15 protein-coding genes are annotated in these 14,578 nt (G+C 71.8%); 9 read left to right on the top strand and 6 right to left on the bottom strand.

Going from position 1 to position 14,578, the window contains the following annotated elements:
- Positions 1-34: 34 nt before the first annotated feature.
- Positions 35-808: an SCO2525 family SAM-dependent methyltransferase gene (locus OG852_RS32895; RefSeq protein WP_166663488.1), complete on the bottom strand. Its 774-nt coding sequence runs from the start codon at positions 806-808 to the stop codon at positions 35-37.
- Positions 809-942: 134 nt separating this feature from the next.
- On the opposite strand from OG852_RS32895, the gene OG852_RS32890 reads away from it, so the two are divergent.
- Complete coding sequence (locus OG852_RS32890; RefSeq protein WP_133911756.1) at positions 943-1,461, top strand: GNAT family N-acetyltransferase; 519 nt, start codon at positions 943-945, stop codon at positions 1,459-1,461.
- Here the strand turns inward: OG852_RS32890 and OG852_RS32885 are convergent.
- Positions 1,442-1,894, bottom strand: coding sequence for a phosphatase domain-containing protein (locus tag OG852_RS32885; RefSeq protein WP_330349847.1), 453 nt, complete (start codon positions 1,892-1,894; stop codon positions 1,442-1,444). The genes OG852_RS32890 and OG852_RS32885 overlap by 20 nt on opposite strands.
- 79 nt (positions 1,895-1,973) lie before the next feature.
- Here OG852_RS32885 and OG852_RS32880 point away from each other — a divergent pair, with 79 nt between their 5' ends.
- The gene (locus OG852_RS32880) at positions 1,974-2,501 is read left to right on the top strand and encodes a SigE family RNA polymerase sigma factor (RefSeq protein ID WP_330349846.1); all 528 of its coding nucleotides are present in this window, start codon (positions 1,974-1,976) and stop codon (positions 2,499-2,501) included.
- Entirely contained in the window at positions 2,498-3,418 is a 921-nt protein-coding gene (locus OG852_RS32875) for a hypothetical protein (RefSeq protein WP_133911753.1), read from the top strand. The genes OG852_RS32880 and OG852_RS32875 overlap by 4 nt, the downstream gene beginning before the upstream one ends.
- Here the strand turns inward: OG852_RS32875 and OG852_RS32870 are convergent.
- From OG852_RS32870 to leuA, 3 genes are all read right to left on the bottom strand, one after another.
- The gene (locus tag OG852_RS32870; protein ID WP_330349845.1) at positions 3,342-4,604 is read right to left on the bottom strand and encodes a sialidase family protein; all 1,263 of its coding nucleotides are present in this window, start codon (positions 4,602-4,604) and stop codon (positions 3,342-3,344) included. The two genes, OG852_RS32875 and OG852_RS32870, sit on opposite strands and share 77 nt — an antisense overlap.
- 124 nt (positions 4,605-4,728) lie before the next feature.
- Positions 4,729-5,424 (bottom strand): TerB family tellurite resistance protein, encoded by a 696-nt coding sequence (locus tag OG852_RS32865; RefSeq protein WP_133911751.1) that lies wholly within the window; start codon positions 5,422-5,424, stop codon positions 4,729-4,731.
- A gap of 184 nt (positions 5,425-5,608) precedes the next feature.
- Positions 5,609-7,330 carry a 2-isopropylmalate synthase gene (gene leuA, locus OG852_RS32860; RefSeq protein ID WP_133911750.1) on the bottom strand — a complete coding sequence of 574 codons (1,722 nt, stop codon included), beginning with the start codon at positions 7,328-7,330 and terminating at the stop codon, positions 5,609-5,611.
- A 319-nt stretch (positions 7,331-7,649) separates the two neighbouring features.
- Here leuA and OG852_RS32855 point away from each other — a divergent pair, with 319 nt between their 5' ends.
- From OG852_RS32855 to OG852_RS32840, 4 genes are all read left to right on the top strand, one after another.
- Positions 7,650-8,726, top strand: a complete 1,077-nt coding sequence (locus OG852_RS32855; RefSeq protein ID WP_133911749.1) for a M4 family metallopeptidase — start codon at positions 7,650-7,652, stop codon at positions 8,724-8,726.
- A gap of 21 nt (positions 8,727-8,747) precedes the next feature.
- Positions 8,748-9,014 (top strand): protealysin inhibitor emfourin, encoded by a 267-nt coding sequence (locus OG852_RS32850; protein ID WP_133911748.1) that lies wholly within the window; start codon positions 8,748-8,750, stop codon positions 9,012-9,014.
- 88 nt (positions 9,015-9,102) lie between these two features.
- On the top strand, positions 9,103-10,425 hold the full coding sequence (locus OG852_RS32845; RefSeq protein ID WP_133911747.1) for a GH1 family beta-glucosidase: 1,323 nt from the start codon (positions 9,103-9,105) through the stop codon (positions 10,423-10,425).
- Complete coding sequence (locus OG852_RS32840; RefSeq protein WP_330349844.1) at positions 10,422-11,681, top strand: MFS transporter; 1,260 nt, start codon at positions 10,422-10,424, stop codon at positions 11,679-11,681. The genes OG852_RS32845 and OG852_RS32840 overlap by 4 nt, the downstream gene beginning before the upstream one ends.
- Positions 11,682-11,691: 10 nt before the next feature.
- Here OG852_RS32840 and OG852_RS32835 read toward each other — a convergent pair whose 3' ends face one another.
- The gene (locus OG852_RS32835; protein WP_330349843.1) at positions 11,692-12,546 is read right to left on the bottom strand and encodes an NAD-dependent epimerase/dehydratase family protein; all 855 of its coding nucleotides are present in this window, start codon (positions 12,544-12,546) and stop codon (positions 11,692-11,694) included.
- Positions 12,547-12,669: 123 nt separating this feature from the next.
- On the opposite strand from OG852_RS32835, the gene OG852_RS32830 reads away from it, so the two are divergent.
- Complete coding sequence (locus OG852_RS32830) at positions 12,670-13,533, top strand: helix-turn-helix transcriptional regulator (RefSeq protein WP_133911744.1); 864 nt, start codon at positions 12,670-12,672, stop codon at positions 13,531-13,533.
- 70 nt (positions 13,534-13,603) lie between these two features.
- The gene (locus tag OG852_RS32825) at positions 13,604-14,557 is read left to right on the top strand and encodes a hypothetical protein (RefSeq protein ID WP_330349842.1); all 954 of its coding nucleotides are present in this window, start codon (positions 13,604-13,606) and stop codon (positions 14,555-14,557) included.
- The last annotated feature ends 21 nt before the right edge of the window (positions 14,558-14,578 follow it).

The following is a 14,578-nucleotide window of genomic DNA, read 5'->3' as shown; positions in this document are numbered from 1 at the left end:
CAGGCCGGTCTTCACGGATGATGAGGTCGGAAGGTCATTCTTTCCGTCGACCGCAGACCAGAATCATTCCCTTGTATCCGTCGCGCACGAGATCGTCCGGGTCGTCGAGGTGATACATCTTCATGTCCTGGGCGAAATGGCCGAGCGCTTCCTCGACCTTTTCCTCGTCGATTTCACGGGTGGCCGGGAAATCGACATCACCGACCCGATATCCCTCGGAATGCTCCATGAACGCGGTGGCGAAAGGAGCGCCCGGATTCAGGACGCTCATGAAACAGCCCACGCCGCGCTGGAACTCGTCGAGCGAGGTGGTGATGGATTCCGCGACGAAGAACATGGTGCCGAGATCCCAGCGGCGGGTGTCGGCGCAGAGGTCGAAGAGGCTGCCGGGTTCGGGCTGTTGGACGGCTTCCTTGAAGCGGACCCGCGGGGTCACGTCGAGCTCGGCATAGGCGGGGTCCGCGCACAGGACGTCCCAGAACTGGTCCCAGTGGGGGTCGTACTCGGCCACTTGGCCGCCCAGGTAGGCGAGGTTGTTGGCGGATCGCTCCAGGAGCGTGATCCGGTCGCACCAGGGGAGCATGGCGAGAGCGGGATAGAGATTGGGGCCGGCGCCGACGTCGATACCGGAGGGGACTCTGCCGCTCCCCCGGAAATGATCACTGAAGTGGTCCCGCACCCGGGAGACGATCTCCTTGTCCACCGCCTGCATGTGGAGGTAGTTGCGCCTGATGTACGCCTGGGGATCGAACTCGTCCCAGGCCACGTCGGCATTCAGTTGTGGATCGGCGGTGGTTCCAGAAGTCATGGTTCACCTTACCGTAAGTCTACCAGCGCGCGGGGGTCTTGAAGCCGTGCATACACCTGGCCAATGATGGAGATCGGGGTACAGAAATCACACAAGGCCCTTATTCGATTTGTCGACATTCACAAGGGGACGGCATGACTCCACTTCCCGGAGATCATTTCCGGTCGGCCACCGGACCGGCAGTCGGCCAGGTGCCCGGAAAGACGCGGTTACGGATCCGAAGGGCCACCGAGGCCGATCTGCCGCAGCTGGCACGCCTCGACGAGCAGGCCTTCCCGCACGGTCCTTACCCGTTCTTCGTGCTGCGCCAACTCCTGACCGCCTTCCCCGACTTCCTGCTCCTCGTGGAGGAAGGCAGCGAGCTGCACGGCTATGTGCTGGCCACCTCGCCGCACGAGGCGCAGAGCTGGGTCCTCAGCCTCGCCATCGCCCCCGCCCTGCGCGGACGGGGCCTGGGCCGGCAGCTCATGACGGGGATCCTCAGCCATCTGCGCGCCCAGGGCACCCACTCCGTCTGGCTCTCCGTCGAACCCGGCAACGAGACGGCCGTCGCCCTCTACCTCTCCCTGGGGTTCGTCCCGGATCCCGGCGGCCCCCGCAAGGACTACTTCGGCCCCGGCGAGGACCGGCTGCTCATGTCGCTGACCCTGTGAACCGCCGTACGAAACGCCGCTGCCACGGCGTCTCCACGGCGTGCCGGTCGTAGTGCCGGCGTACGAACTCCACCGCCTCGCCGGCCGGTACGCCGTCCAGCACCGCCAGACAGGCCAGCGCCGTCCCGGTCCGCCCGCGTCCGCCGCCGCAGGCGACCTCCACCCTCTCGCCGGCCGACCGCCGCCACGCCTCGACGAAGGCGGCGCGGGCGTCGGCGGGGTCCGCGGGCAGCCGGAAGTCGGGCCAGCGCACCCAGCGCGTCTCCCAGGGCAGCCGCGGCGGCTCCTTGCCGAGCAGATACAGCCCGTACGACGGCAGGGGATCCCCCGGATCGAGGTCCCGTCGCAGGCCCCTGCCCCGCACGGCCCGCCCGGACGGCAGCACCAGCACCCCCGGCCGCCCCGCCCGCCAGCCTTCCGTCTCCGCGTCCATCCCCCCATTCGAACCTCACCCGCCCGCACAGGCAACCGATTCCCCCCGGCCGGTGGTCTGGAGGGCGAGGAGGGTGCTGATGCAGGCCGAACTAGAGGATCGGTTCCAGGAGTTCGTCAGGGCGCGGTGGTCCCGGCTGGTACGGACCGCCTATCTGCTCACGGGGGACGTCCACCACGCGGAGGATCTGACCCAGACCGCGCTGGCGAAGGCGTACCGCTCATGGCGGCGGATCTCACGCAGTGACAACCCGGAGGCGTACGTCCGGCGGATGCTGGTCAGCTGCAACAGCGACCGTTTCCGCAAGCGGCGGGTCACCGAGGCGCTGACCGCCGCGCCGCCGGACCAAGCGGGCCGGGACGAGGCCACCGGCCGGGTGGAGGAGCGCGGCTCCCTCATGGCCGGGCTGGCCCGGCTGCCCGCGAAGCAGCGGGCGGTGGTGGTGCTCCGCTACTGGGAGGACCTGTCCGAGGCGGAGGTGGCCGAGGTGCTCGGCTGCTCGCCCGGCACGGTCAAGAGCCAGGCGTCGAAGGGGCTGGCGAAGTTGCGTACATATCCGGGACTGGCGCCCAGCCGCGCCGTCTCCGGGCGGGGAGGCACCAGGTGAACGGCGAGCGGCACGCCGACGGGGCTGACGAGTTGTTCGAGAGGCAGTTGCGGGAGCTGCTGGTGCGGGACGCCGACATCGTCCGCCCCGCACCGGCCCCGTACCCCGCGATCAGGAGGCAGGGCATGGCGGAACGACGGCGTCGGATGACGGCGGTGGGAGCGGCGCTGGTCGCGCTGACCGTGGTGCCCGTGGGGGCCTACGCGTGGGCCGGCGGGAACGGCGGGAAGGGCTCCGACACGGCGGCGCCGATGACCTCGGCCAGCGCTCCGGCCGGCCCGAGGGCGACGGAGCCGTCCTCCGGCCCCGGGCGGCCGGCGAGCGACGCGCAGTTGCTCGACGGCATCACCTTCACGCAGGCCGCCAAGGGGCTGCAGAAGTGCCTGGACGCCGAGCGGGTCTCGTCCCTCACCGGCATGCCGGGCAAGGCGTCGGGCTACCGGATCATCCTCGCCGCGAAGAGCACCGGTGACTCCAACAGCCCCGGGGACGGCTTCCATGTCGTCGCCGTGCGGGACAAGAAGGTCGGGGCCCGGTTGATCTGCAACGTCAAGGACGGCGAGGCCGACGGCGTCAACATCAGCTCCGGAGACGCCGCGGCCGCGGAGGCGGGCGTGGTCGTGCCCGACCCCAACGGCGCCGACCTGTACATGCAGTCGGTCATCGACAAGGGTAAGTGGAAGCTGCCGTTCCGCTGGGCGGCCATCGGCTACGTGGACGCGTCGGTCACCCGGGTCACCGTCTCCTACGGCGACAGCACCGTCGACCCGGCCGTCCTGGACCACGGCTGGTACATCGCGTACGGGACCCTGAACAAGCAGGTCGAACTCGCCCCGCACGTCATGGGCTACGACGCCGCCGGCAAGCTGGTCTACGACTCCGACACCGACACGACGTACGACCGCGCGCTGCCCTAGCGACCCGCTGGAGGCCGGAGGCGGGCAGGCTGCGGAACTCGATCGTCTCGTACGGCCCCGCCGTTCCCGTCTCGTACAGCACCCCCACCGTCTCCGCGTCCACCGGCACCAGGTCGGAGTAGGCGGCGGGGAGCTCGGAGAGGGTGAGCGCACGGGTGAAGGACGTGCCGGCGTCCGTGCTGCGCCACAGGGCGGGTGCCCGGCGGGCGGTGGGGTCGGAGGGGGCGGAGAACAGCAACGGGGCTCCCGGGCCGGGGAGTTGGAGGGTGCTGCCCTGGACGACGGGGGCGTCGGCGAGGGTGGGTTGTGGGGAGTAGGGGTGGACCAGGGTCTCGCCGCCGTCCTCGGAGACGGCGTCCACCCGGTTTCCGGGCGCCCGGCCGCCCTGGTCACGCGCGTTGAAATAGACACGGCCGTCCGGCAGTTGGGCGGCCGTGCTCTCGTTGGCGTTGACCGTGCCGTCGGGGTCGGCGTCGACGAACCCCAGCCGCCAGCTCCGGCCGCCGTCGTCGCTGAGCAGGGCGTGGCCGCCGTAGTGGCGGGCCTCGCGGCCGGTGTCCGCGGAGCCGGCGGGCGGGGCGGCGGAGTGGTTGGCGGGGACGACCAGCCGGCCCGTGTGCGGGCCCCGGGTGAGCGCGAGGGCATGGCCGGGTCCGGTGGCGTACCAGCGCCAGGACGGGAGCCGGACCTCGTCCGTGATGTCCCGCGGCGGGGTGAAGCGGTGCCCGTCGTCCGAGCTGTGCTGCACGTACACCCGGCGGCCCGGCGCCTCCCCGCGCATGATCCGCGCCTCGGTCGCCGTGCCCGGGTTGGCGCAGCTCACCAGGACCACGGTGCCGGTGCGCGGGTCGACCACCGGCGCCGGGTTGCCCCGGGTGTCGCCGTCCCCGGCGGCCACCACGGTCAGCGGGCCCCAGGTGCAGCCGCCGTCGGTGGAGCGGCGCAGCACGATGTCGATGTCCCCGGTGTCCCCGGCCCCGTCGCGGCGGCCCTCGGCGAAGGCCAGCAGGGTGCCGCGCCGGGTGGTGACGGCGGCGGGGATCCGGTACGAGGCGTAGCCGCCCTGCCCGGAGACGTACGGCACGGAGGAGGTGCAGCGGCCGGGGCTCGCGGCGGCGGGTCCTGCGGCGCCGAGGGGGGTCAGGAACACGGCGGTGGCGAGAAGGGCACGGCTCAGGAGGGTCATCGCGGCTCCCTTGGACGGACTGCGCCCATCGTCCCCGGCGTCACCGTCCCCGACGCGTACGCCACGACGACGGGTCGCACCCGGACGACGCGGCCTGCCCGGTCACCGCTGCGGTCTCACGCGCTCACGACGGTGTCCCCGCCGCCGCCAGCAACCGCGTCACCTCGTCCGCGTCGATCGTCAGGGCCGCGCCCACCGTCGCCAGGACCTCGCGTTCGGACGGGGTGTAGGGGCCGTCCGCGAGGGCGATGCGGGCGCCCTGGAGCAGGATCGCCTCGCGGCCGGTGGGGGCGAGGTGGGGGGCGAGGGGGTCGAGGGCCTCGTGGAGCTCTATGGCGAGGCCGGCGCCGCAGGGTTCGCCGTAGGTGCGGCCGGTGTCGGCGGCGAGCGCGTCGACGAGGGCGGCGAGCTGTTCCCGGGTGCAGTCGGAGAAGCCCGCGGCGCGCACCGCGTCCGCGGCCGTGTCCAGGGAGGGGCGTGCGCAGCCGCCCCCCGCGGAGAGGACGGCGAGGGCGACGGTGTGGACGGCGTCGCGGAGCATCGCGGAGAACCGGGTGGTGGTGGGGTGGTCGAGGACCTCGGTGCCGTACTGGCACTGGCAGGCCGCGCACTCGACGACCGGACCGGTCTCGCCGCGCGAGAGGACGGGCAGGCCCAGGAGGGTGAATCTGCGGCGGCCGGCCAGCCGCTGGTAGTTGCGGTCGCCGCCGCAGCCGGGGCAGAAGAACTCGCCGTCCCCGACGGGTGTCCACGCGGTACGGGTGCCCAGGATGCGGGCAAGCCTGGTGACCTGGCCGTCTCGTCCCCGTCCTGGCAGCACGTCGCACCTCCGTAACCCCGCGGCAACATCGCCACGTCTGCGTGATGTTAGCCACAGGGGGGAGGACTAGTCAGCACCCAGGACGAGACCTTTCCGTGACCTCCACGGGACGGTGGCCGATAAGCGACGGGGCCTTGATCGCCGTATACGACGGTCAAGGCCCCGAAACGGCCGGTCAGGTGGGTCAGCGAGCCGCGCGGTTGACCGCCGAGACGACCGCCTTCAGCGAGGCACGCGTCGTGTTCGCGTCGATGCCGATCCCCCACAGGACCTTGTCGTCGATCGCGCATTCGATGTACGAGGCGGCCTGCGCGGAGGCTCCCTCGCTCATCGTGTGCTCCTGGTAGTCCAGCAGGCGTACGTCGATGCCGATGGACTGCAGGGCGTCGAAGAAGGCCGAGATCGGACCGTTGCCGGTACCGGTCAGGACGGTGTCCTCGCCGTCGACCGTGGCCTCGACGGTCAGGGTGTCCACGCCGTCGGTGTCGGTCGTCGACTGGCCCGTGCGGACCTGGATGCGGCCCCAGGGGTTCTCCGGGTTCGGCAGGTACTCGTCCTGGAAGACCGCCCAGATGTCGGAGCCGGTGACCTCGCCGCCCTCGGCGTCCGTCTTCGCCTGGATGATCTTCGAGAACTCGATCTGCATCCGGCGCGGCAGGTCCAGCTTGTGGTCGTTCTTCAGGACGTACGCGATACCGCCCTTGCCGGACTGCGAGTTGACGCGGATGACGGCCTCGTAGGAGCGGCCGACGTCCTTGGGGTCGATCGGCAGGTACGGGACGGCCCACTCGATGTCGTCGACGGTGACGCCCTTCGCGGCCGCGTCGGCCTCCATCGCGTCGAAGCCCTTCTTGATGGCGTCCTGGTGGGAGCCGGAGAAGGACGTGTAGACCAGGTCGCCCACGTACGGGTGGCGCGGGTGGACCTCCATCTGGTTGCAGTACTCCCACGTACGACGGATCTCGTCGATGTCGGAGAAGTCGATCTGCGGGTCGACGCCCTGGGAGAACAGGTTCATGCCCAGGGTCACCAGGTCGACGTTGCCGGTGCGCTCGCCCTGCCCGAACAGACAGCCCTCGACGCGGTCGGCGCCGGCCATCAGCGCCAGCTCGGCGGCGGCCACGGCCGTACCGCGGTCGTTGTGCGGGTGGACGGAGATGACGACGTGCTCGCGGCGGGAGATGTTGCGGCTCATCCACTCGAAGCGGTCCGCGTGGGTGGAGGGGGTGGAGCGCTCGACCGTGGCGGGCAGGTTGAGGATGATCTCGCGGCCCGGACCCGGCTGGTAGACGTCCATCACCGCCTCGCAGACCTCCAGCGCGAAGTCCAGCTCGGTGTCGGTGAAGATCTCCGGGGAGTACTGGTAGCCGAACTCGGTCTCCGGGCCCAGCAGCTTCTCGGCGTACTCCATCACCAGGCGGGTGCCGTCGACCGCGATCTGCTTGATGTCGTCCTTGGAGCCGCGGAAGACCACCCGGCGGAAGACGGGGGCGGTCGCGTTGTACAGGTGGACGGTCGCGCGCCTCGCGCCCTTCAGCGACTCCACCGTGCGCTCGATCAGGTCCTCACGGGCCTGGGTCAGCACGGAGATCGTGACGTCGTCCGGGATCGCGCCCTCTTCCTCGATGATCGAGCGCACGAAGTCGAAGTCGGTCTGGCCGGAGGCGGGGAAGCCGACCTCGATCTCCTTGTAGCCCATCTTGACCAGCTGGTCGAACATCCGGCGCTTGCGCTCGGGCGACATCGGGTCGATCAGGGCCTGGTTGCCGTCCCGCAGGTCGGTGGAGAGCCAGCGGGGGGCTACGGTGATCCGCTGGTTCGGCCAGGTGCGGTCGGGGATGTCGACCTGGTCGTACTGACCGTACTTGTGGATCGGCATCTGGCTGGGCTGCTGGCGGTTCGCCATGTTCGCGGGGCTCCTCAGGATGTCCGGAAGGACGGCCGACGATGCAACGCAAAGCTCCGCGGGGAGGGAGTCGACCTGTCTTACAGGCCCTCGCCGCGGCAGCTAAGGAGAAGCAGCCCGAAACGCATAGTGCTCCGCAGCCTAGCCGAGCCGCTCCCGTCGCGTGGGTCCGTATCAGTATGCGGGACCAGGGGAACCAAAGGGGCGAAACGTGCGCTATACCACTCCCCGCCGCGGATCAGCCGTGTTTGTCACCGTTTTTCACCGATCATGGTTGCCTGTCGTGACAGTGGGATAACACAGTGCAATGGTGCGACTCATGACGACGAACGGGGGCTTCGAGCCCGTCTTCTGCACCGTCGTACCGCCGCATGTCCTCGACAAGCTGGCGAGCAACGACGACCCCGCACTCTCCGGACCCGCCCAGCGCACCCTGCTGCGCGACGGCGAGCTGCGCACCCGCCGCCGGGTGGGCACCGAGTACGGCCTGTGGGCCGGCCCGACGGCGATCGTGAAGGCACCGGCGGACCAGCCGCTGCGCTCGATCTACGACTGCGGGCACGGCACCGACCTGCCCGGCACCGAGGTCCGCTCCGAGGGCCAGGACCCCGGCCAGGACGCCACGGTCAACCGCGCCTACTCCGGGCTCGGCGCCACCTTCGACCTCTACCTCAAGGCCTACGCCCGCCACTCCATCGACGGCGACGGTCTGCCGCTGGACGCCAGCGTCCACTACGACGAGGGCTACAACAACGCCTTCTGGAACGGCGAGCAGATGGTCTTCGGCGACGGGGACGGCGAGATCTTCGTCGACTTCACCAACTCCGTCGACGTGATCGGCCACGAACTCACCCACGGCGTCACGCAGTACACGGCGAACCTGACCTACTACGGCCAGCCGGGCGCCCTGAACGAGTCGATGTCGGACGTGTTCGGCTCGCTCATCAAGCAGTACACGCTCGGCCAGACCGCCGCCGAGGCCGACTGGCTGATCGGCGCGGGCATCCTCGCCCCCGGTGTCACCGGTTCGGCCCTGCGCTCGATGAAGGCCCCGGGCACGGCGTACGACGACGACGTCCTCGGCAAGGACCCGCAGCCCGCGACCATGGACGACTACGTCCGCACCGGCCGCGACAACGGGGGTGTGCACATCAACTCGGGTATCCCCAACCACGCGTTCTACCTGGTCGCCACCGCCCTCGGCGGCCACGCCTGGGAGAAGGCCGGCCAGATCTGGTACGACGTGCTGACCGGCGGCAAGCTGTCCACCAAGGCGCTGTTCACCGACTTCGCCAAGCTGACCGTGAAGGCGGCGCGGGCGCGGTTCGGGGACGGCGGCGACGAACTCCGGGCCGTGCAGAAGGCGTGGGAGCAGGTGGGGGTGCGGATCCTCTGACCGAGGGATAGACAGGGACCCATGCGTATTCAGGTGAGGCGCACGGGAGGGTTCGCGGGCATCGAGCGGCAGGCCGAGGTGGACACCTCGGGGCGGCCCGACGCCGGCGAATGGCACGCTCTGGCCGAGCAGGCGCTCGCCGCCGGCCGGAGCGCGCCGTCCCTGGGCGTGCCCGACGGATTCAGCTACGAGATCACGGTGGACGGGAAGACGGTGTACGCGGCCGACCCCCGGCTCACCCCGGAACAGCGCAAGCTGATCTCCAGGGTCCTGAAGGAAGGGGCGTAACCGGTCAGGGTTCTTCGACAAGGGGCGTAACCGGCAGTTCACGCCAGGGCGTTGACTTCCTTACCGGTGGGTAAGGATGATCCCGCCCATGGCGAACGATCCGCGCGACGCGGCGCACCCGATCCCCCAGTTCCCGGCCGGCTTCCTGTGGGGCGTCTCCACCTCCGCCCATCAGATCGAGGGCGCCGCGGACCAGCGCGAACCGTCCGTGTGGGACACCTTCTCCGCCGAGCCCGGCCGGGTGAAGGACGGCTCCACCGCGGCGGTGGCCTGCGACCACTACCACCGCTACGCCGAGGACGTGGCCCTCCTGAAGGGCCTCGGCGTGAACGCGTACCGCTTCTCGATCTCCTGGCCCCGGGTGAACTCCCCCGGCGGCCTGGACTTCTACGACCGCCTGGTCGACGAGCTGCTGACGGCGGGCGTCCGCCCCGTGCCGACCCTCTTCCACTGGGACCTCCCGGCGGACCTCGACTGGCTGGAGCGGGACACCGCCTCGCGCTTCGCGGACCACGTCTCGACGGTCGTGGACCGCCTCGGCGACCGGGTGAACAAGTGGATCACCCTCAACGAGCCCGCCGAACACACCCTGCTCGGCCACGCCCTCGGCACCCACGCCCCCGGCAAGCAGCTGCTCTTCGACGCGCTGCCGGTGGCCCACCACCAGCTCCTCGCCCACGGTCTCGCCGTACGGGCCCTGCGCGCGGCCGGGGCCACGGACATCGGCGTCGCCAACTCCCACGGCCCCACCTGGCCCGCCTCCCAGGAGCCGGCCGACCTGGAGGCCGCCGCGTTCTACGACGTCCTGCTGAACCGTCTGTTCGCGGAGCCGCTGCTGCTGGGCGAGTACCCCGAGGGGCTCGGCGAGCTGATGCCGGGCGACGTCGCCGCCGATCTGAAGATCATCGGCGAGCCGCTCGACTGGTACGGCGTCAACTACTACGCCCCGACCAGGGTGGGCGCCCCGCAGGGCACCGAGATCGAGTTCGGCGGGATCACCATGCCGGCCGAACTCCCCTTCTCCGTGAGGGAGATCGAGGGCGTCCCGGTGACGGACTTCGGCTGGCCGGTGGTCCCCGAGGGCCTCACCGAACTGCTCACCACCTTCAAGGAGCGCTACGGCGACCGACTGCCCCCCGTGGTCGTCACCGAGAACGGCTGCTCCTACGAGGGCGTCGACGACCAGGCGCGCATCGCCTACCTGGACGGCCACATCCGCGCCCTGCACCGGGCGCTGGAGGCCGGCGTGGACGTGCGCGGCTACTTCGTGTGGTCGCTCCTCGACAACTTCGAGTGGGCGGAGGGCTACGCGCGCCGCTTCGGCCTGGTCCACGTCGACTACCCGACCCAGGCCCGCACCCCGAAGGCGTCGTACGGCTGGTTCAGGGACGTCCTGCGGGCGCAGGGATGACGACGGCCGACCGGGCGCCGGCGGCCGCCCTCGCCGAGCCGCTCGAGCGGGTGGGCCGGGGCTGGAGCTCGGCCCTCTCCCTCGCCAACGGGGCGATCTGGGTCGGCTGGTACGGCCCGCTGCAGATCCTGCTCGCCTCCCAGGCGGGGGACTTCGCGCCCGGCTCCGGCATGTCGAAGGAGACCATGCTGGCCTGGGTGACCGGCGTGGGCGCGCTGGTCTCCCTGGTGGCGAACCCGCTCTTCGGCGCCCTGTCCGACCGCACGACGTCCCGGCACGGCCGCCGCACCCCCTGGATCGTGGCGGGCGCGGCGGGCGGCGCCCTGTCCCTGCTGCTGCTCGCGGCGGCGGACGGGGTGTGGACGATGGCGCTGGGCTGGTGCCTCGTCCAGCTCACCCTGAACGCGGCCTTCGCGGCGGTCACGGCGGCCGTGCCGGACCGGGTCCCCCGGCTCCAGCGGGGTGTCGTGGGCGCCTGGCTGGGGGTCGCGCAGGTCCTCGGCGTGGTCGGCGGCACGGCGCTCGCCACGGTCGCCGGGGGCGTCGGGGCCGGCTACGCCGCGTGCGCGGTGTTCACGGCGCTGGGCGTGCTGCCGTACGTCCTTGGCCACGAGGACCTGCGGCTGCCGGTCGCCGACCGCCCGGCCTGGTCCTGGCGCGGCTTCCTGAGGGGCTTCTGGCTGAGCCCCCGGACCCATCCCGACCTGGGCTGGGCCTGGCTGACCCGGTTCCTGATGAACCTCAGCAACGCCCTGGTGCTGCTCTACCTCCTCTACTACCTGCGGGACCGCCTGCACTACGCCGACCCCGACGAGGGCGTGCTGATCCTGACGGCCGTGAACGGGGTGACCCTGCTCGCCACGGTCGTCGTCGGAGGCGCGTGGTCGGACCGGACGGGCCGGCGCAAGCCATTCGTGATCTGGTCCGGCGTGCTGATGGCGGTGGCCACGGCGGGCCTGGCGGCCTGGCAGACCTGGCCGGGGGCGATCGTCGCGGCGGCGGTGCTCGGCATCGGCTTCGGGGTGTTCACCTCGGTCGACTTCGCCCTGATGACGGACGTCCTGCCGAAGGCCCTGGACCGGGGCAAGGACCTCGGCGTCATCAATGTCGCCAACGCCCTGCCCCAGGTCGCGGCCCCGGTCCTCGCCGCGCCGATCGTCACCTACCTGGGCGGCTACCGGGTGCTGTACCTGGTCGCGGCGGCGGTGGGCCTGGCGGGGGCGGTGCTGGTGGGGCGGATCAGGGGCGTGGAGTGACCCGTCGGGCTCACAGCGCTCCGGCGTCGCGGGCGGTCCACGCCGACGGGTAGACCGGGCGGAAGCCGAGGTCCCGGCGGATCCGCAGGTTGGACATGATCCCGAACCAGGGGTCGGTGTCGGTCCCGGTCTCGATGCCGGCCGGGACCTCGACGCCGTTGAGGTGGTACAGCTCGACCGTCGTGACGGGGGCGTCGTCGGCGATGTTGTACACCGGTCCGCCCACGGCGGGCGCGTACAGCAGGCGCAGCAGCCCCTGGGCGACGTCGACGTGGTGGGCCATCTGCAGCCGCTGCGCCGACGCCCAGGTCGCGGCCCACTGCAGGGCCTGGGCGAGATGGGGGTCGCCGTCGCCGTAGACGAAGGGCAGCCGCCCGACCCGCACCTCGAGCCCCTCCAGCGCGAGCAGCTCCCGCTCGGCTGCCGCCTTGGACTCGTTGTAGGCGCCCCACATCATGCCGCCGGGCCGGATCTCGTCGTCCTCGGTGAGCGGCCGCCCCCGCCCGACGCCGTACACCATCCCCGTGCTGACCTGAACGAACCGCCGTACCCCGGCGCTCCGCGCGGCCCGTCCCAGCGCGACGGCCGCGTCCCGGTTGACGGCCCACGCCTCCTCGTCGGGCACCCCCCGGAAGGAGGCCGCGACGTTCACCACCGCGTCCACCCCGGCCACGGCCTTGCCGAGCCCGTCCTCGTCCCGCAGATCCCCTACGACGACCTCGGCGCCCAGCTCCGCGAACGGCTCCCCGCGCGCCGCGTCCCGTACCAGGACCCGCACCTGCTCGCCGGGCTCCCGCTGGGCCAGCAGCCGCGGCACGAACCGTCGTCCGACCTGTCCCGTGGTCCCCGTCACGAGTGTCAACATGATCTTCTCCTCACGCTCTGGTGTCTCCACCCTCGGGCGGAGCCGGGCCCGGCGGGAGAGACCCGTCGATCGGGGGACCGGCAGTCCCTGGATAAGCCGGACGGTCTGCCGCAGCCTGGAGGGGTGAACCGAGCCGAACTCGCCGACTTCCTGCGCCGCGGCCGGGCCCGCCTCGCCCCCTCCGACGTGGGCCTGCCCCCGGGCGCCCGGCGCCGTACGCCGGGACTGCGCCGCGAGGAGGTGGCCCAGCTCGCGGCCCTGTCGGTGGACTACTACACCCGCCTGGAGCAGTGCCGGGGGCCCCGCCCGTCCCGCCAGACGCTGACGGCCCTGGCCCGCGCCCTGCGCCTCACCGGCGACGAACACGACCACCTCTTCCACCTGGCCGGTGAGGAGCCGCCGCGCCGCGAGACGGCGTCGACGCATGTGTCACCCGGCCTGATGCTGATCCTGGACCGGCTGGACGACACCTCGGCGCAGGTGGTGACCGACTGCGGCGAGGTGCTGGCCCAGAACGCGATGGCCCGCGCCCTGACCCTGGACGTGATGTCCCGCCCCCGGCGCGAGCGCAACCTCGTCCGCAGGTACTTCCTCGACCCGGACGCGCGCACCCTGTTCCCGGAGGAGGACCGGGCGGACCACGCCCGCGCCCAGGTGGCCAATCTGCGCGCGGTGACCGCCGCCCGCCCCGACGACCCGGAACCGGCCGCGCTGGTCGCCGAACTCCGCGCGGGCAGCGAGGAGTTCGCCCGCCTCTGGAACGCCCACGAGGTGTCCCTCCGCCACAAGGCGACGAAACGCTTCCTGCACCCGCTGGTGGGCCTCCTCGACCTGGACTGCGAGGTCCTGCTCAGCCACGAACACCACCAACTCCTGGTCATCCACACGGCCCGCCCGGGCACGGAGGCCCATGAGCGGCTCCGGTTGCTGCGGGTGGTGGGCCTGCAGGACTTCACTCCCGGCGGGGTGGGGGCGGGGGGCGACTGAGGGCCCGCTTGCCTGCGCTGCCGAGGGGGCAGGATGACTGCGGCAGCGCGGCGCCACAGGGGGAATGCTGATGCGAGTCGGTGGGTGGGGGCTGGAACTGGTCTGCGTCTGTTATCTGTTGATCGTCTACATCACCAGCCGGGGACTGATCGCCGCCCCCCGCTACCGGCTGTTGCAGGCCCGGCTGCGGGACTGTCGGGCGCGGGCGGTGTCGCTGGGTGGGGTGTGCGGGGAGGGGTCGGCGGAGAAGGCGGTGGCCGGGGCCGTGGCGGGGCGGTTGGAGGAGCTGGAGCAGGGGGGCACGGTGGTGTGGCGGCTGAGTTCGCGGTACGGGGTGATCGCCATCCCGTTGTCGAAGCTCGCCGCCGCGTGGCGGGTGCTGCACGGGGCGGAGCGGCGGCTGCTCGGGGTCGAGGGGGCCGAGGAGATGCTCGCGCAGCGGGAGCTGCTGATGATCCAGCTCGGCGCGTCGGGTGAGCCGGCCGATGAGGAGCTGGCGGCGAAGCTCGCCGTCGCCGATGTCGGCGCGGCCGAGGGGCGGGCCCTGGTGCTGGCCGCCGCGCAGCGGGTCCACGACGTCGAGGACGGGGCGGCGGAGCGGGACTACGACCAGCAGCGCATCGCCCTGTGGCTGGCGCTGACCGGGCTGGGCGCGGTCCTGCTGATCGGGAGGGTGCTCGATCACCGGGAGACGATGCTGCTGGGGGCGCTCGGCGGTTTCCTGTCCCCCGTGATCGGGGTGATGCGGTCCCAGCGTCCGTCGTCCTGGGGGGTGCTCGTGCTCGCGCCGGTGGGCGGGGCGCTGGCGGCGGTCGGGGGGCTGCTGCTGGTGCGGATGCTCGCCGACCCCGACCTGAACCTCCTCGGCCAGGTGTTCCTGGAGAACTCCTGGAGCGCCCCCGAACGCCCGATCGCGCTGGCCGTCGCCCTGCTCTTCGGTTTCTCCGGCCAGCTCTTCTCCCGGCTGGCGCTCACGGCGACCGGCCAGCTCACCGCGCCGGCCCCGGGGCCCCGCGCCGTGTGAGCCGCCCCGGGCGCCGGGGGC

The sequence above is a fragment of the Streptomyces sp. NBC_00582 genome (genome assembly GCF_036345155.1).
Lineage (GTDB): Bacteria > Actinomycetota > Actinomycetes > Streptomycetales > Streptomycetaceae > Streptomyces.
Note: the sequence above shows the minus strand (reverse complement) of the source record. Positions and strands in the feature narration are given on the sequence as shown.